Annotated in this window: 9 protein-coding genes and 1 pseudogene; 9 read left to right on the top strand and 1 reads right to left on the bottom strand. The window is 41.6% G+C overall.

The annotated features are described in order from the left end of the window. The 7 genes and pseudogenes from ASU31_RS27765 to ASU31_RS22385 all read left to right on the top strand — a co-directional run. Window positions 1-684 (top strand): annotated as a pseudogene (locus ASU31_RS27765) (glycoside hydrolase family 127 protein); the annotation flags it as partial. Between the two features lie 299 nt (window positions 685-983). Then, window positions 984-4,121, top strand: coding sequence for a SusC/RagA family TonB-linked outer membrane protein (locus ASU31_RS22360; RefSeq protein WP_057934483.1), 3,138 nt, complete (start codon window positions 984-986; stop codon window positions 4,119-4,121). Between the two features lie 11 nt (window positions 4,122-4,132). Beyond that, window positions 4,133-5,602 (top strand): RagB/SusD family nutrient uptake outer membrane protein, encoded by a 1,470-nt coding sequence (locus tag ASU31_RS22365; RefSeq protein WP_083505486.1) that lies wholly within the window; start codon window positions 4,133-4,135, stop codon window positions 5,600-5,602. Window positions 5,603-5,606: 4 nt separating this feature from the next. Continuing rightward, window positions 5,607-6,275 (top strand): hypothetical protein, encoded by a 669-nt coding sequence (locus ASU31_RS22370; protein WP_057934485.1) that lies wholly within the window; start codon window positions 5,607-5,609, stop codon window positions 6,273-6,275. 24 nt (window positions 6,276-6,299) lie between these two features. Beyond that, window positions 6,300-7,253 carry a hypothetical protein gene (locus ASU31_RS22375; RefSeq protein WP_057934486.1) on the top strand — a complete coding sequence of 318 codons (954 nt, stop codon included), beginning with the start codon at window positions 6,300-6,302 and terminating at the stop codon, window positions 7,251-7,253. A gap of 113 nt (window positions 7,254-7,366) precedes the next feature. Continuing rightward, the gene (locus tag ASU31_RS22380; protein ID WP_157258213.1) at window positions 7,367-8,818 is read left to right on the top strand and encodes a DUF6055 domain-containing protein; all 1,452 of its coding nucleotides are present in this window, start codon (window positions 7,367-7,369) and stop codon (window positions 8,816-8,818) included. Between the two features lie 34 nt (window positions 8,819-8,852). Further along, window positions 8,853-9,770 (top strand): glycoside hydrolase, encoded by a 918-nt coding sequence (locus tag ASU31_RS22385; protein WP_083505487.1) that lies wholly within the window; start codon window positions 8,853-8,855, stop codon window positions 9,768-9,770. Window positions 9,771-9,823: 53 nt separating this feature from the next. Here ASU31_RS22385 and ASU31_RS22390 read toward each other — a convergent pair whose 3' ends face one another. Continuing rightward, window positions 9,824-13,363: a family 43 glycosylhydrolase gene (locus ASU31_RS22390; protein WP_157258215.1), complete on the bottom strand. Its 3,540-nt coding sequence runs from the start codon at window positions 13,361-13,363 to the stop codon at window positions 9,824-9,826. A gap of 423 nt (window positions 13,364-13,786) precedes the next feature. Between ASU31_RS22390 and ASU31_RS22395 the strand changes: the two genes are divergently transcribed. Together ASU31_RS22395 and ASU31_RS22400 are read left to right on the top strand one after the other, a co-directional pair. After that, window positions 13,787-16,852, top strand: a complete 3,066-nt coding sequence (locus ASU31_RS22395) for a beta-L-arabinofuranosidase domain-containing protein (protein WP_057934488.1) — start codon at window positions 13,787-13,789, stop codon at window positions 16,850-16,852. Window positions 16,853-17,091: 239 nt separating this feature from the next. Next, complete coding sequence (locus ASU31_RS22400; RefSeq protein ID WP_057934489.1) at window positions 17,092-20,100, top strand: SusC/RagA family TonB-linked outer membrane protein; 3,009 nt, start codon at window positions 17,092-17,094, stop codon at window positions 20,098-20,100. Window positions 20,101-20,118 lie beyond the last annotated feature (18 nt).

Raw genomic sequence — 20,118 nt, forward strand, 5'->3', positions numbered from 1 at the left:
GACAGCCTGGTGCAGAATATTATGATCGATAAAAATGCCATTGCCTCTTCTCATTATGAGCAAAACCTACTTAATGGCGTTGGCGTAATTAATATTAAGGGCCAAAGCACAAAACGGCAAATAAACAGTGATAGCCTTTTGGTTACCGCCCAGGATGTTAAGGCCATCCCCTACTACGCTTGGGCAAACCGGGGGCCAAGCGAAATGACTGTTTGGATACCTTATGAACAATCGGCCGCCAGACCAAAACCGGCTCCAACCATTGCCAGTACGAGTAAGGTATCTGCTTCGCTTAAAAACAAGAGAATGTTTTCTGCAATAAAAGATCAGTACGAACCAGCGGACTCAAAAGATACCAACTTTCCTTATTTGCACTGGTGGCCAGCCAAAAACACCAATGAGTTTATACAGTACGATTTTGCATCTGAACAAACCGTAAGTGAATCTAAAGTTTATTGGTATGATGATAGTCCCTGGGGTGGTTGCAGAATTCCGGTTTCTTATAAACTATTATATAAAAAAGGAGATCAATGGCTACCCGTTGAAACAACCGCTCCTTACGAGATTAGTAAAGATAAATTTAATACTGTAAAATTTAAGCCCGTAAACACAACTGCCCTAAGAATGGAAATTCAATTACCTGCCGAGCATGCAACTGGCGTACACGAATGGGCAGTAAAATAACTTGTAATAAAAGTTCTCAATTAGAACTCCCTATTTCAATATTTGAGATAGGGAGTTTTTTTATGGAGTCCAGCCTCAAGATCATTTATTAATAAAAAGATTTATAAAAGAACCGAAAGATAACCAAGCTCTTTGATCCTTAAAGCTTTAACCTCATGATTAGTTACCCATACAGGTTAAAAAACGATTTAAATCAGGTAATATACTCGTTATAATCAAGCACCTACTATGGTAAATTTATAAACGTTATAACAACGCTTAAACTAACCAAAAAAACTAATAAACTAATCAATAAGCTAATGAAATTAAACTTTACTTTGAGGTGGGGTAAGTTATTAAGCATCCTTATATTTCTGGTGATGCCTTTTCTTACCTTTGCACAAACCAAAATTACCGGTACGGTAACTGATGGAAAAAACGAGCCCATACCCGGGGCATCTATTAAACAAAAGGGCACAACTAATGGTACCTCTTCGGATATTAAGGGAAACTTCTCGTTAACCTTAAAGGAAGGATCTTCGATCTTGACGGTCAGTATTGTTGGCTATAAGTCAAAAGAAATATCTGTTGCAGGCAGGACAGGTATAAATATTGAGCTTGCGGAAGATAACAACTCTTTGAATGAGGTGGTTGCCATAGGGTATCAGAACATCCAGAGAAGAAACACCGCTGGAGCGATCTCGTCTGTAAAGGGAAAAGATTTTGAAAACACGCCTTATTCTACTTTTGATGCAATGCTGCAGGGAAGGGTCGCAGGTCTAACCGTTTTAAGTACCTCGGGCGAACCTGGAGGAAACAACATTGTTAACATCCGTGGTGCAAGCAACGTAAACTTAGGTCAAAGCAGCTCACCGTTATACGTTATTGATGGCGTGATCTATGATGTAAATGACATTGGGTCAGCCTATGGGAGCAGTCCCTTGCAGGCGATCAACCCCAACGACATCGAATCTGTTGACGTGCTAAAGGATGCATCTGCTTCAGCCGTTTATGGTGCCAGGGCTGCCAACGGCGTTATTATTGTTAAGACCAAACGGGCTATAGCTGGCGCGCCACCTCAGATTAGAATTTCAAGCTATTTCGGAATTGCCAATAAACCCGCATTGAAGCCTATCCAAACAGGTACTGCAGAGAGAAGATTGAAAATGGACTTACTCTATGGAGGTAACGCATCGTATGACCGGCTCAAAAACCTGAATATGATGTTGACCGACAGTTTAAATACTGCCTTCAACAACAATACAGACTGGCAGGGATTATTTCTTCAAACGGGAAACATCAGCAATATTGATGCAAGCATAGCAGCGGCAACGGATAAATATTCATACAGATTCTCTTTCAACCGTTATTTTGAGGAAGGGGTAATGAAAGGTTATGATATCAACAGGGTTACGCCCAGCCTGTTCTTTCAGGTATCACCTACCCAAAAACTGTTGATCCAGACAAATCTTTTTGTCGGCCTAACCAAGGCCAAGCATGGTCAAGGTGACCAAAACAAATACCCATTCACTACCTGGGGCTTTCCCTCATCCTTTTGGAGTATCGGTCCTACAGAACAGGCATTATATACCGGCAGATACGATGAACTCAGGGACGATGATAAAACCACCAGTCTGAACGGTAATACAATGGCTCAATACACCATTATACCTGGCTTAAACTTAAAAAGCACGATATCGTACAATGTAAACAATAATACAAGAAGCTATTTTAAACCAAATCTTTTAAGTTCCAGCGGCCAGAATGAAGCTTATGGATATATCTATCAAACTAACCGATGGGAATTGGAAAACACATTGAACTACTACAAGTCACTGAAGAGCGGGCATAACTTTAACATTGTCCTGCTACAGGGAATGGAAAAAAACATACTCAATAACACCTACAGCTCCAGCATCGGAAATTCGGATGCAGTAAAAACGGTTACAGGCATAGCCGCCGGCCCAAATTTGTTTGTAAGTAATGATATCCAGCAACGCTCCCGTTTATCATGGATGGGAAGTTTTGTCTATGATTACAAGGGAAAATACCTCTTGCAGGCCGTTTACCGTGCCGATGCATCTTCAAGATACAGTGCTGATAGCCGCTGGGGTTCGTTCCCATCGATATCGGCAGGGTGGAATGCATCTGAGGAAAGTTTCTTCTCCCCGGTGAAGAATATTCTCTCCTATTTAAAGCTTAGGGCCAGTTATGGAGTAACCGGCAATGATCCCGGAGCCTATTATGCCCAATACCAATCTTTAATAGGTGATGCAAGTTATCCAACATCAGTACTGGCAAATGGTGTAGGTGGCTTCCAGAATACCTATAATGGCACACAGGTATTATACCCAGATTATTACGGGGCAGCTTCGGCCAGTTCAATCAGCTGGGAAAGAAGTCCACAGTTCAATGCGGGAATCGATTTAGGACTGTTTAAGGACCGGATAACCTTAACAGCCGATTATTATATCCGGGACTCTAAAAGCAAGGTATTCCAGGTGGCCGTACCGCTTACCAGCGGGTATTCTCAAATCTCAAATAACTATGTTGATCTGCGCAATTCGGGTGTTGAGTTAACTTTAACTACGAGAAATTTCGGTCCAGCCTCAAAATTTCAATGGACAACCAATTTCAATATAGCTTACAACGATAATTATATTACCAAACTGCCAAACGGGGGAAGAGATTTCACTTTCGGGCCACCCTGGCTACAACAGACATTGAGCGTTGGCGAACCTCTGTTCACCTATAAGGTCTGGGACGTTAAAAGTATCTATTCAACAGACGCCGATGTTCCTGTAGACCCGAAGACAGGCAAGCGGATTACCCACTTCGGTGGGGCACAATATAGTGCTGGTGATCCGGCGAGGGCCGATCAGAATGGAGATTACAACATCGATTATAATGATTATGTATCATATGGAAACCCAAATCCGGATATTACAGGTGGTATGAACAATTCATTTTCATATAAAGGCTTTTCTCTTGATGTTCTGGTCACTTTCATTTCAGGTCGCAGCCTACGCAATGGTTATCTTTCAGACAAATTTCAGGATGCCGGAACTTCGGATCCATACTTCTATTGGGGGCCCCGATCTGGACCGGCATCAAATTTTAATGTTTCAGATTTCTGGTCTAAACCGGGAGATATTGCCAAATATCCTGGACTCATAACCAATACGGTAGATAAATGGCACATTGGCCAGAGCATGTATGTCGAAAATGCAAGTTTCATACGTATCAAAAACATCAGGCTGGGTTACGCTTTGCCTCAAAAACTCACAAAAAAAATAGGCATGAACATGATCAGGTTCTACGGCGTGATGGACAATGTAAAAGTATGGTCTAAATCTACTGTGCCTGATCCGGAAGCTGTGGGAGTAGATGGGTATTCCGGAGGAAACGACTATCCCATTCCTAAAAAGTACACATTCGGCATTGATTTAACATTTTAAACATTACTACAATGAAAAGACTAACAATATATATATGCTGTGCAATCGGATTGAGCATGGCAACTTCATGCAAAAAGTTTCTTGATGAAAAACCCATCAGCACATCTACCGATATTACCTTTTGGAAAAATGAGAACGATGCGGACAAGGGTATAGCAGGAGGTTACGCACTATTGAGAAAAACCTTGAATAAGGCAAATGGACTTGCTTTTTATGCCTATGGCGATCTGCCAACCGATGAATTCACTTCAGTGACTTCTTATCGTTTCGACAACATTTCCACAATAAGGTGGTCGATAGCCGTTGCAGCTGCAGAAACAGGAGATCCAATGATGCAGATGAGAAGGTATGACAGCTTTTATAGTGCTATAGATCAGGTTAACCGCTGTATCAAGTTTATCCCAACCATACCAGATGATAAATTTTCTTCTTCTACATCAAAGAACAACCTATTGGGTGAAGCCTATTTTTTAAGGGCATTCAATTATTTCTATATGACCAGAATCTGGGGAGATGTTCCCCTGGTAACCCAGACCGGGGCAATTGCAGATGCGGTTGATATTCCACGCAACAAGGCATCTGAAGTTTTAGCGCAGTGCTTAAGTGATGTTAACATGGCTATAAGCCTATTGAGCTGGGATTATGCGAACGCAACAAATAGAGCCGTCAGGGCCAATAAAGGTTCAGCTTATGCCCTTCTGGCTCATATTTATGCGTGGCAGGGCGATTACCAGAACTGTAATTTGACCGCAGACAAGATTATCGGCCAAAATTTTTATCAGTATGTAAGCAGGGATAGTTATCTAAACATATACAAAGGTAAGTCTACCGAGGGCATTTTTGAGATTGCTCAGAGCGGAGAGAATGAAGGAAATGTCTTCAATATTGCAAATTATACTTTGAAAAGTCCATATTTGACCACAAATACCGGAAATGCAATTTTTCCGCTTAATACGATTACGTTAAAGAATCTTTTCGATGACCCGGACGATGAGCGGTATTCCAATGCTTTCGCACTGACGAATTCAACAGATCCGATCTGTATCAAGTATTCTAATATTACCTACGTTAACGGCCAAAACGTAATTACCCCGGTTGCTCACAATAACATCATCATTTTTAGGCTAGCAGACATAAAGCTGTTAAAAGCAGAGGCACTTGCGGCGTTGAACCAGTTTGATCAATCCAGGACCGTACTAAATGAAGTTAGAGAGATAGCTGGTGTAGGTGCCTGGAATGGGGCAAATTCGAACTTATTTGAAGCTATTATAGACGAGCGGGGAAGAGAACTTTTCCTGGAAGGGCACCGTTTTTATGACCTGGTCAGACTTGGGAGAAAAACCGGTATTATTAAATTCGGTGATGATAAGATGAGCAAAAGTGATTTTGATGCTGGTAAATATTATTGGCCGATAGACCCTGCGTTAATGGTTATAAACAAAAAGTTAACACAAACTCCGTTCTGGAGCTCAAAGATGTAAAATAATGAAAAATAAAATGTTGTATTTTATAATATGCAGCCTGGGGCTTGCATATTTCACAGGCTGTAAGAAGAGTGAATACCTGACAGACGGCGGATTAAGTGTTGGCAAAACCCCACTAACAACATATGATTATCTCAAACAGCACAAATATCACTTGTTTGATACGCTGGTTATGGTGATTGATCATTATAATATGAAAGAGGAAGTAAATGGTGCTGCAACTTTTTTTGCCCCGACCAACTATTCCATCAACAGTTATCTGAAAATAAAAAGAGATTCTGTCAGACGTATTGATGAAAACAATAACTATAATCTGACCGATATGTATAAGGATATTAGCGCTGATTCGCTTAGGATTTACATCTCAAAGTCAAGGATAACATTAATGACAGCACCCCTACAGGCAACCATTGTGAATAATGCAGCAAATACGCAAACAGCGTTCCAAAGGATTTTGCAACCAAAGCCAGCCGAATCCTGGTCATCTGCACCAATATATTATCTCTATTATATAAAGGTCAGGGGTGCCCTGGATCCGCCAAATGTTGTTGCTCAGCCCAATGATCCAAACGTAGATCTTAAAGCACAGTGCCAAACAACTGATATCGAACCATCATCGGGCGGCATGCTCCATGTGCTAAGCAATAACCATACATTCATCAGATTCTAACGGGGAATCACAATAGGTACAACCATGAAGAAAATATTATTAATTTCATCAATATCTGTTCTAGCTTTGACCGGCATTTTATTTGGCTGTAAAAAGGTTGAAAAGGGTTTCATCAGCGATTATATGTATTATAGTCCGAACCCTTTAATTGCTACCCAGGGAAATGTAACAAATTCCAACGCGCTTGAATTAGACGGAACCACGGGGCCAGTGAAGGTTAAACTTCTTGCTATCAGAAACGCAGACACCGGGCAGCCAGCGCCAGAGATGACAAAAGAATTTACCATTAAACAGTTTCTCGGTCAGATTACCAGTGCAGATTCAACCGTTGCATTGGTAAACAAAAAAATTGTGCTCAAACCTGCTTTACCGTTAGAGATCAGCGAGATTGGGGGAAGGATATCCCTCTCCCAGGCAACAGCATTTGTTTCCACCGGAAATTATGTAATCGATGTTGAGGTAAGCAACATCAAAGGTACCCGCCAGATCTTAAATGCCTGCAGGATACAGCTATTACCCAAGACATATTTTGCGCTTGATGCCGGCCCGTTTGTCACCACCTCTGATCCTGATGCAGAAACAGGTTTCAGCGACAGGGTAAATCTGCCCGTAACCGTTACTTACGACAACAAGGGACCTAACAAGATCAGGTTTTTATTTTTAGACAAAAATGGCGTTGCCTTTGATCCTTCCGCCGGACAGGTAATCACCAGGGGAGATAGAGGTAATTTTTCGCAAATGAACCCATATTTCCCTGTGGTAAGAACAACCACTGCACTCGAATGGGAGTTTATAGATCTGCCAAATGGTTTCCCGATTAAGGATGGAAATAACGGAACAGGAAATTATTACCGCATCCCCGCACGGTTTACCGTAGAAAACAGGAATGCAAATCCGGTATTTTTTGGTTTTAAGGCATTATCAGCGGGCAGTTACACCGTAACCATCCAAATTCCTGGTATTACTAAAAAACCCTAGTTGAGTTAGTTGAAGATAAAACCCAGATCGGCAAAACGACTCTGGGTTTTTCTTTTTAAGCCAAACATTTTATATTAAAGCTAAATCAGTAATTTTTATCGAAATATCAGTATATGTGTTATTTATTAACTAAGAATAGATCACTTACCAAGAGATCGGCATCTGCCCCAAACTACCACCAGGTGCTAACCTTTGCATCACTTTTGGTGATGCTTTTCTGCAACACAGTATGGGGCCAGGCAACGAATCCTAGCTTATCAGAAACAGTTAACACGCCAAAACAACGTTATATTCCTGCTAAAATATGGATGGTGCCCGAAGGAAATGATTTCACTAACGATGAGCATGAATTCGGTTATAAACGAATGGTCGAATCAGATAATATTGCCATTTTCTGGTCGAAAGAATTTGGGCCGGATCTTTCTAAAAATACTGATCCTGCTGCCCGTCTGGATATGAATCAGGTTTTAAAAGAATGTGATCGGTTTTACAATTTTTATGTGGATACCTTGGGTTTTGTGAATAAAGGGAACTCTGTAACCGATCGGTACAAACTTTTGATTTTTGTGTTTAAGGGAAAGGAAGGCACAGCATTTGGTGGCGGGGAAGAAAATAAAATAGGAATTGCCTGGACTCCCCTGGCCCGTATCAGCAAAGCTCCTTTCGGCGCATTGGCGCATGAAATAGGCCACTCGTTTCAATATCTGGTTAATGCCGATGGTGCCTGGGCTTTTTCTTCGGCAGCTAAAGGAAGCCGTGGGCAGTCTATTTTCGAAATGACCTCTCAATTTATGCTCTGGCATGTTTATCCGGAATGGATGACTTTTGAAAATTATCATTTGGAGGCCAACCTAAAAAAAACTCATTATGCATTTCTGCACGAGACCAATCAATATCACTCGCCATATGTATTGGAGTATTGGACCAACAAACATGGAATTAAGTTTATTGGTAAGCTGTGGCAACAAGCTTTAAAAGGCGAAGATGCAGTTATGACCTACAAACGGATCACAGGAACCAACCAGAAAAAGTTTAACGATGAAATGCATCAGGCTGCAGCTAAATTTATCACCTGGGATTTAGACCAGGCTAAAAAAGCAGCCAAAACTTATGCCAACCAACATGCAACAGTTTTAGATTCATTGCCAGATGCCTGGTACCGGATATTGCCGGGCAACTGTCCACAAAACTACGGATATAACGGCATAAGATTAAATACTCCCAAAGAAGGAACAGAAATCAAACTAAAATTTAAAGGTTTGGCAGGAGCAAATGGTTTTAGAAAAGTAAACCTGGCTTATGCCGGTTGGCGGTACAGTTTCCTTGCCGTAAAATATGATGGCGAACGTGTTTATGGAAAAATCCACGATAACAGCGAAGGCTCAGCCAAGTTTAGCGTACCAAAAAACACACAATATTTATGGCTTGTGGTAAGTGGCGCACCAACTACACACTGGGAACATATTACCGATGGAAAAGATGAAAACGACGAACAATGGCCTTATCAAATTAAGCTTACAGGTACCACGTTAGCAGAAATTAAATCTGTGATACAAAAGAAATAACATGTAGGAAACCCGAAACATAGTATACAATCAAATGTCAAAACAAAATAATTACCTTTTTAAAACGGTTTTAACCCTTACCATATTTTTAGCTGGAAACAACATTAAGGCACAGGATAAGCCAGCAGAGAAAGCATTAATTTCTAGCTTTGAGCAACTTACAATCAGCAGTCCGCCCGATTCACTGCATTATCCAAAGTTCTACCAAAAATATACCGATGCCTTTGGCATTCCAGTTGTTTCATCGGCAAAGGTTACAAATATTGCCCTATTGGTTGGCCGTGATGTGATCAATTACATGTTACTGAAACGACCAGATGTGCGTATGGCCATGATCCGTATGAAAGCACGTTTAAGCATCATGGCCTGGTCTGAAATGCAGACCGATCTTCCGGAATACAGCAACTGGAAAAAACCTGCCTTTTCTGATAAACGGCTAACCCCTGCCGAACGGGAAAATTACAATAAACCAGGAGGAATTGCCAGTATGACCGATAAGGGTTACTGGAACCAACGCGCACGTGGAATGGGTGGTATACAAACCTCCTGTGCAGAAGAAAATATCCTGGGCTATCCCGGAACCAGGTATTATGGGGAAAATATCCTGGTACATGAATGGAGCCACAATGTAATGGCCGCCCTAGGTGTAGCAGATCCGGCGCTTTACAAACAGATCCAAGTGGCTTATGAAGCGGCCAAACAAAAAGGACTTTACAAAGGACAGTACGCCATTAATACGGTTGAAGAATACTGGGCGGAAGGAAGCCAATGGTGGTTCTGGTCTAACTATGGGTTTTATGATAGGGATATCAGGGTTCAAAACCCTGATGATTTAAAAGTTTACGATCCTACCTTATACGATATTCTTGCACAGGTATATCCCGGCCATCACATCCCAGCAGACGCTTATTACGGCAAGAATATCCCATACGTAAAGTCGTCATCAAAATAACAAGAAATTAACGTTGGTATAGCAAAACGTTATACCAACGTTTCAATGTTCATTTATTTCTTTTGGATAATCTTAAAACCGCTAAAAGATGCATAACCAGAAGCATCACCATAGGTAGCATGGTAAACACCAACCTGTATACCAGTACTGCCCAGATCATCTCTTTTTAACGGGCTGCCAGGAAGATCTACCCAAGCCTTTCCATCACTGCTGCCACGCATAAAAAATGTATTTCCTGCCCGCTGTATCTGCAGATGTTTGTAAAAAGCCCATCCAGAAAGGTTGTTCGTCTGCCTTCTGCCACCATTCCCAAGGTCGGTAACAATATTTCCAACGCCCCAGCCTGGCATAATGCCGTTTTGTAAAAGCATTCTTCCATTTGTTGAAGCTTTAACCATTATACCTGCCTCATTTGCACCATAAGCTTTCTTCTCCCTGAGCCCCAGCATATCTGAAAGCGTTACCTCGGCGATAAAATCACCCTCCACATTGTGGTAGGCAAAGGGCCCAGTTGCCTCCGATCCATCCCAAAATGTATTGTGCGAAACCATCTTTAGGATACCCGATTGTTGTGTAACTGTATCTGCATTTCCCAATAAACCATCCCAGGAAGTTCCTGACAGGCCATCTTTTGTTGCCGGAACTGACCGGGCTGCCCCACGCTGTTTTCTGATCACAAATTGTGAAGAATCTGTTTTAACAGCAAAGGGAAGAGATGTTTGGGTAACATTTCCAAAGTTATCCCTGATTTTCACAGTATAACTATAACTGCTTTGTGGAAAGACTGAAAAATCAATATAATCTGATGACCGCAACCATTTCGCATCCCCTTTATCTTTATCATTTTTAAAAAGATATTCGAGATCACTGCCTGGCAGTTTAGGTTTATCTGCAACCATGTAGACCATATTTGGCGTAACTGCTGATGGCTTTGAAGCAAATGATGCTTTTAAGTTGCCAGTGCTTAAGGTTTGTTCCCAAAAATTAAATTCTTTTAAGCAACCAGGATGATCAAGGCCATAACTGTATATTGAAATTGATGATAGTGCTGTTGCGGCGCCTGGTGCTCCGCCAGAAGATTCGATCAAAATACGCTGGTCGTTTTGATTATTACGGACCAGTGCATAATTGGCCGGTTTACCGTTTATAAATACTTGAAACTTTCCCTGATAAAAAGAACAGATTACCTGTTGCCATTTTCCGTTACCCACTATCCTTACGGCTTTATTTCCTTTACCAAAAAACAGATCTGTTTTTGAACCAACAGCAGGCAAAAGAGAAAAAACAGCACTAAATGGTTTTGAAAAATCGACCTTTTTTGTAATTCTATCTCCCATAAGGACTTTACTACCATTAGCCAATACAGCAGCTATTTTCCCATTAATATCGTCAACTCCCACATTCCCCTTGCATGTCAGTTCTCCCAAAGCGGCCCCATTGTTGGGCCAGTTTGCTAAATCCCCATATTCAAGGTTTTTTGTATCTGCGTACAGAACGGTACGGTTAGTTATGCCTTTTGTATAGGCTGCTTTAATCTCTGTATCGGTTAATGGAACATCATAAATTTTCAAAGCGGCCAGCGCACCAGAAAATCCTGAAGTTCCATCATCATTGCCGCCCACAAGAAATCTGGTAAGATTACTCACGAAAAGCATCCTTCTTTCTGCCCTATCCAATTTCCCATCAACATATATACGCTCCATTGTCCCATCAAAAACCATGGTAATCAGATGCCACTCATTTGCTTTCGGTAAGTTCCTGTATCCTAAATCGGCCCAGCCCAGATGGGTGGCAGCGCCTGCACCTTTACTACTCCCATAACCTGCCGCAGCATTACTTAAATTAACACCACCCCTACCTGTCCACGAAACGATTGTTTCTTCTTTATCAATTTCTGGGTTTAGCACCCACATGCTCACGCTATAACTGCTGTTCCCCAGCATAGATGAAGGTGCACGAACGGACGATAATAAGCGTTCGGTGCCAGAGAAAACCAAAGCTTTCTTTCCACCTATCATTGAAGTAACCGGCTTATTTGTTCCGTTAGCAGAAAACACACCAGCTAATTTTCCATTATTTTGAACATGGGCCGCTATTGATCCTACACGAAGGTTATCAAAGTTCAGATCCACTAACAGTCCCTTCGGTTCGAAACGTTGCAAAGATTCCCACTGTTTGATGCTGGTATTCATCACGGGATTATATTCGGCATTGTCGAAAACCTTAATATTCCATATCGCCTTGTTTAAGCCCGGATATTCTGTCCGTAAAATTGTTGTACGCAGATATCTGGCCTTAACATTCCCAAAATCGATCATCGGACTTCCATGCTGTGTGTTTTTACTTTTATCAGCATACAATTTCCATGTTTTGCCATCGAGCGAATATTCGATTTTGTATTGATAGTACCATGTAGCATATTCAAATTGAGTGTGCACACTTTTAACATCATAAGCCCTACCTAAATCTATCTGGAGCCACGAAGGACCGATATTGTTTTTGGCTTTCCATAAAGTTCCGTTATTATCATCGGATGCAAATTCTGGTTTAAAATCCTGATCATAAGCTGAAGAGGCCACAACGGCTTTGCCCAGCGCCAGATTTGGGTGCGGATTTGCATTTTTTGCCAAATAGCCGATTCCGGAATGTGTAGGTACCAGCTTGAGTATGTTTCCTTTTTCATCGAAAATCATTTTATCTGCCGCTACCTGCCTGTGATAGCCACCGTCGTTGTGTGGGTTATTATGGCGATGATAAACCAGGTAGAAATCGTCTCCCTGCTGCAGAACAGACTGATGTCCTGGCCCATGCACCGTCCCGTCGCCATTTGTGGCGAGGATAGGATTATCCTGGGCATACTTAAAAGGTCCCATCGGATTGCTTGCAGTCGCATACTGTACCCTGTAAGTTCCATCTTCGCAATAGCCGGATGAATAGGTAAGATAGTAGATTCCCTTTCTTTTAAATACAAACGGAGCCTCGAAAAAGTCTTTCGCATCGGTATTCGGGATCTGCGCAAGTTTTGAAAACGACTTCATGTCGTCATTCAATAAGCCAACACCGCAACCATGACCCGGATAAATACCCCAGGTGCCCCAATACATATAATACTTACCGTCGTCATCTTTAAAAGTCTGTCCATCAAGTGTAATCACCTTGGGTACCATAAAATTTGAAACTATTGGTTTTCCGGGTGCTAAAAGCGATGTCCACGGGCCAACCGGTGTTGCAGAAGACGCACCGAATATTTCAACGGGCTGGCAGTAATATAGATAATACTTTCCATCTGGGCCCTGTGTTGCATCTGGTGCCCAGTAATGATGGGTTGTTGGCCAGTTCATATCCTGCATGGTCCAGTTCACAAAATCTTTTGAAGTCCATACCTGTGATGGTCCGAACCCGCCTCCATTGCCATCGGTTGTTGCATAAATATAATAAGTATCGCCAAATTTTTTAACTGTTGGATCTGCAAAATAACCTGGTATAACCGGATTGCCCTGCCCCTTGGCCAAATGCTGAGATTGCGCCATTACAGGTTGGAAAGAGCAGCATAGGAGAAAAAGAATGAAGAGGTTTAGATAAATGTTTTTCATAATTAATATTGATATCCCGGCCTATAAAAACCAGACTTGATGGATCAGGATGTAAATATAAACGAAGCATAACCCAGATTTCCGTTGTATATTGATGCATAACATTAGTATTTTAACCAAGCACCCCAATCTGGGCTTTTTGATGTAGCAGATCGGAAAACTAAAAAGTAAATCGAGCATTAAGCGAGCCCCCTGAAGGTAATTTATTTTGTTGTACGGCAGGGTACTTGTTAATATCTAGTAGCTATCAGATAAAAAAGAATCATAAAAACACAGAGGTTCTTCATAGTTTTATCGATGAATTTTAAGGGTTATTTTATTCAATATTCTTTAAATTCATCTACACTTATCAAAAGATCTGGATATAAAATACATTGATATAAACAGGTCTAATGAAGGGCTTAATGATAAAATGATTTAAACATGAAAATATACAAAGTATTCTTGCGTACCATCCTGTTCCCTGCTGTTTTAGCCATGGGTATCACTACTGCCAATGCACAAAATGGAGACCAGATATTAGACGGGATCGGTGAAACGGGAATGAGTGCGCGTTATATCTTTAATGGAGATGCCAAAGACTGGTCCCGAAATAATTTTCATGCCAAATTTCAGGGCGAGGGGGTCAAATTTATCAATGACAGCCGATTTGGAAAGGTTTTGTCGCTCTCTGGGGATAACAATTCGTTTGTTACAATTCCAGGAGAAGCATTAACAGATATAGAATCGCTCAGCATATCAGGATGGATATACCTCCGTTCGAAGCAACCGGGCCAGCGTTTTTTTGATTTCGGGAAAGATGTAACCAAACATTTTTTTGCGGCCCCTGTTGGAACCAGTGCTCAGGCAGATTTCCAGACATTGATCACGGCAAAGGAAAACAATAAAAACGGAGCGGTTTCGCCAGCATTAGAACTGAATAAATGGGTTTATATTACCATTGTGATCGATATTCCATCAAAATCTATGGTGACCTATGTGGATAGCAAGCCAGTGGCCGAAGTTAAGAATATCCCGCTGGAGTTAACAACGGTATTCGATCAGCAATCAGTGGCAAAAAACCTGTTGTATATCGGAAAATCGCTAGTACCTGGAGATCCCTATCTGAATGCCATGATACATGATTTCCGTATTTATCGGGTTCCGTTAAGTGCGGGGCAGATTGCCGCAATTTATCGCAATGCCAAGGGAGGTACTCAGGAAAGCGTAGTAAATGTAGGTAAGCGTGAAGATGATCTTCCAAAGTTTTCTTCAGGCACGCCACAGCTTTACAATGCTTATTTAGCCCATGTACCAGATATTCAGGTAGAAACAGAAGTAGGAAATTTACCACGATTACCCAGTTATGTAACAGGCACCTACCAGAATAAGATGAAAGGTCCAAAAGTACGTGTGCTGTGGCCCTCTCCAACTGATAATAGCGAGGTTTTGAAACCCGGAAGTTACACCGTTACCGGGCGTGTAGCGGGAACGGTTTTTCAGCCAAAGGCACTTGTAACCGTAAAAGCACTTAAAAAATCAGCCGCACCAGCCTTAAAGCTAGAGCCGTTTGCTTTAAACAGGGTTTCTCTGCAGACTGACGTTCATGGCCATGCAACCAAATTTATCGAAAACCGCGATAAATTTATCAAAACATTAGCTAAAACCGATCCCAATTCTTTCCTGTATATGTTCCGACAAGCTTTTGGCCAGAAACAACCCGAAGGAGCAAAACCTTTGGGTGTATGGGACAGTGAAGATACCAAATTAAGGGGGCATGCCACAGGCCATTACCTTTCGGCAATTGCCCAGGCCTACGCCGGCACCGGGTACGACAAGACACTGCAGGCCAATTTCTCAAAAAAAATGGAGTATATGATCAATACGCTCTATGAATTATCACAATTGTCGGGTAAACCTAAAAATTCAGATTCCACCTTTGTATCTGATCCGAGCGCTGTTCCGCATGGTCCGGGCAAATCAGATTATGATTCTGATCTTAGTGCATCGGGCATCCGTACCGATTATTGGAACTGGGGAAAAGGATTCATCAGCGCTTACCCTCCCGATCAGTTTATCATGTTAGAAAAGGGAGCTAAGTATGGAGGACAGAAGAACCAGGTTTGGGCGCCATATTATACATTGCATAAAATTTTGGCTGGCTTAATAGACGTATATGTGGTAAGTGGTAATAAAAAATCACTTAAAATAGCTACTGATATGAGTGACTGGGTGTACACCCGCTTAAGCCAGCTGCCTCAGGAAACGCTTATTAAGATGTGGAATACCTACATTGCCGGCGAGTACGGCGGCATGAATGATTCAATGGCCCGTTTATACCAGATTACAAATGATCCGAAATACCTGAAAACAGCACAATTATTTGATAATATAAAGGTTTTCTTTGGTGATACAGTACATTCGCACGGAATAGCCAAAAACGTAGATATTTTCCGTGGTCTGCATGCCAATCAGCACATACCCCAGGTTGTAGGGAGTATCGAAATGTACCGGGTATCCAATAAACCTGAATATTATAGTATAGCGGATAACTTCTGGCACAAAATGGTAGACGATTACATGTACAGTATCGGAGGAGTTGCAGGTGCACGTAACCCTGCCAACGCAGAGTGTTTTATTGCCCAGCCAGCTACCTTGTACGAAAACGGTTTCTCTGAAGGAGGGCAGAATGAAACCTGCGCTACCTACAATATGCTAAAACTGACCGGAGACCTGTTTCTCTTCGATCAGCGGGCAGAACTGATGGATTATTATGAGCGTGGCTTGTACAATCATATCCTGGCATCTGTTGCCCAGAACAGTCCTGCCAATACCTATCATGTACCACTCAGACCAGGATCTGTTAAACAATTTGGCAATGCGGATATGACAGGTTTTACCTGCTGTAACGGCACTGCAATAGAGAGCAGCACCAAACTACAAAATTCAATTTACTTTAAAAGTAAAGATAACCAGGCGCTTTATGTAAACCTGTATATTCCCTCAACACTAAAATGGACAGAACGCCAAATAACAGTAGAACAGACCACAAATTTTCCAAAAGAAGACAATACCCGTTTGACTATTAAGGGCAGTGGAAAATTTGATCTCCATGTACGTGTACCAGGCTGGGCTACCAAAGGATTTTTTGTAAAAATCAACGGTAAAGAACAAAAGTTTCAGGCTGAGCCAGGTAGTTACCTAAAGATAAGCCGTAGCTGGAAAAGCGGCGATATTGTAGATTTAAAGATGCCATTCCAATTCCACCTGGATCCGGTTATGGATCAGCAGAATATAGCGAGTCTGTTTTACGGGCCAATATTGTTGGCAGCGCAGGAACCAGAAGCCAGAAAAGATTGGCGTAAAGTAACCTTGGATGCCAAAGATATTGGCAAATCAATCAAGGGTGATCCACAATCTTTACAGTTCACCATTGATGATGTGGTTTTCAAACCATTTTATGAAACATACGGGCGTCATTCTGTTTATCTGGATGTTACATTAAAATAGGAACCAGGCGCTAATAGCTGAAAAATGGCTTCCATAAATTAATGGAAGCCAATCCCTTTATACAATCTCTCTTTATTTGGGAAAACCGCTAACATCCTATCATTTATCAATTAAAACAGCGACAGCCTTGTCAAAGATGTAACATTCCTGTTAATTTATGGTTAATACATGATAAAATCATCGATCTACATGCATTAAAAGACAGTTAAATTTGATCTGACTAATAACTAAACAAAATCATGATCAAACTCAAAATTGCTTTTCTAGCCATAGCCTTGCTCTGTTTTGTGCAGATCCATGCGCAAACGGTGCCCATAAGCGGAAAAATTACAGATGCAGCAGGGGCAGCTTTGCCTGGCATTTCCGTAAAAATAAAGGGTACATCCCTCGGAACGTCCACAGATTCACAGGGAAATTTCTCCATCAAAGGCACAAACCCATCAGTACTTGTATTTAGCGGTATCGGTTTCCAGACCAGAGAGCTCGCCTATACAGGACAAAACAACCTGGTGATTGTACTTAAAGACGACCAGCAGAGCCTTAACGAAATTGTGGTGACTGCACTAGGTGTAAAGCGGGAAAAACGTAACCTCACCTATAGTTCTCAAGAGGTAAAAGGTGAGCAATTAACCCAAACCAAAGAGCCGAACCTGGTAAATGCCCTGGCCGGTAAGGTTTCGGGTGTTCAGATTACAAGTTCTTCGGGTACTCCCGGCAGCTCGTCCAGGATTGTAATTAGGGGGGCCAATTCCCTTTATGGAAACAACGAAGCCTTAATGGTTATCGATGGTATCCCGGTAAACAATGATGAAACCGGAAACCTGAATTCTGGCCCGGGCACCAACCGTATTGCCGATCTTGATCCTAATATTATTGAAAGCATTAATGTGCTAAAAGGTGGTGCTGCAACAGCGCTATATGGATCTGATGGTGCAAAAGGGGTAATTATCATTACAACCAAAGCAGGAAGCCTGAACAAAAAGCCTTCACTAAGCTTTTCATCATCATTTTCTATGGAGAAACCACTTTTGCCCGAAATCCAGAATAAATATTCATTAGGATCTAACGGCGTATATTTTGATGGCGTGAACCAGAAAACAAGTACTTCATGGGGAGCAAGGATGGATACCCTGAAAATAAACGGACAGCCTGCACAGGTATACGATCAGTCTGATCTATTTTTCAAAACCGGAAAAACATATACGAACACAGTAGCCATAAACGGTGGCGGGGCTTACAACTCTTATTTTCTATCATATACCAATTTTGCGCAGGATGGAACGGTACCTACCACGTCTTTTGACCGGAATACCGTTTTTGGGAAATTCAGCACCGAGATATTAAAGGATCTCAATATTACTTTTTCACTCAACTATGCCAATACCAAAAACAACAGGCTACCTGAAGGATATGCCCTTGAAAGCCCTGTATGGACTATTTTTACCGCTCCAGTTTCCTATAATCTACAGCCTTCCCTCAACCCGGACGGCACGCAGAGGCTGTTCCGTTTTTCCAGGAACAACCCATATTGGGTATTGGATAACATCAGCAATACCTCGGTAGTAAACCGGTTTTTACCAACTTTTAATGCTGATTACAAAGTATTGAGCTGGCTAACTATTACTGAACGTTTTGGAGCCGATGTTTATGTTGAACAGGGCAAATATCATGAATCGTTACTCTCGGTTTCGAACCCTAATGGCCGGATCGTAAACAACAACACCAATTTCAGACAATATAACAATGACCTGATCATCGGTGCCAACAAAAGTTTTGGTGATTTTACCATTGATGCACTATTGGGCAACAACATATTATCAACCTATAGTGAAACTGCCTATGCCAACGGCCTGGGTATAACCGTTCCGGGATTTGATAATATCGGATCTACATCAAATATAAATTTTAAAGAAACAAGTTATCTGACCAGAAAAATAGGATTCTATTTACAGTCCAATATCGATTATAAAAAGTTCTTAATCCTCTCCCTTACCGGAAGGTACGACGGTACTTCGGTGCTGGCCAAAAACAACAGTTTTTACCCTTATGGTTCTGCTGCTACAAGTTTTATCTTTTCCAATTTCTTTTCGAAAGAACTTTCAGATATCATGAGCTTTGGGAAATTAAGATTATCCTACAGTACAGTAGGGAATGCCAGCATTGGGCCATATAACCTGCTTACACCGTACGAATCACAGACGGTAAGAAACATTGCCTTCCCCTATCAAGGGCAGTCGGGCTTTTTGATCAGTCAGACCCTAAGCAATCCGAACCTAAAAAATGAGCGGATCAACGAATTTGAGATCGGTTTAGAAACAGGTTTCTTTAAAAACCGTTTAAGTCTGGAGGTTACCTATTTCGATAAAAAGACAAAAAACGGGATCATTCCCACTGTAGCACTGGCACCGTCAACCGGGTTTAACTATACGAGTGTAAATACAGCCGTAATGCGTAACAGGGGTATCGAGTTACTTTTAAATGCAAAACCCATTAAAACGGAGGATTTTAGCTGGGATCTGACCTTTAATTATAGCAGGATCAGAAATAAGGTCCTTTCGATCTCCGGGAACCTGCCACAGATTGGCAACGGATTTACCACTATTTTTCCAAACCAGCCATATGGGGTAATCTTTGGTACCCGCTATGCCAGAAACAGTGAAGGAAAACTGTTAATCGGTAATGATGGGCTGCCATTTGCTGCAGATGAACAAGGTATAATCGGCGATATCAATCCTGATTGGATGGCCGGCATAGTTAATAATTTCAAGTATAAACAGTTTACGCTTAGTTTCTCTTTTGATATGAAAAAGGGAGGCGATATTCAGAACAATGTGGATGGTTACGGCTATTTTTATGGCACACCAAAAGTTACCGAAGACCGTGGCCCACGTGTTGTTGAGGGGGTAAATGCGACTACAGGTTTACCCAATACGGTGTCTGTTTCAGGACAGGCCTATTACCAGCGGGCCAATGGCGTGCTGGAATCAGTTATCCAGGATGGTACTTATGTAAAATTGAGGAATGTTAGCATAGGCTATAACCTAAAACCAACATGGCTGCAAAAAACACCTTTCAAAACTATTGGCTTGCAGGTTACAGGCAGAAATTTATGGATATATGCACCACACTTTACAGGAGGCGATCCAGAAGTAAGTTCTTTTGGTTCTTCAAACGGATCTCAGGGGATCTATTCCTTCTCAACCCCAACATCCCGCTCGGTAGATTTCAGTTTAAGATTAACATTATAGGCCCAATACATAAAAAGA

Source organism: Pedobacter ginsenosidimutans (assembly GCF_001442625.1).
GTDB lineage: Bacteria > Bacteroidota > Bacteroidia > Sphingobacteriales > Sphingobacteriaceae > Pedobacter > Pedobacter ginsenosidimutans.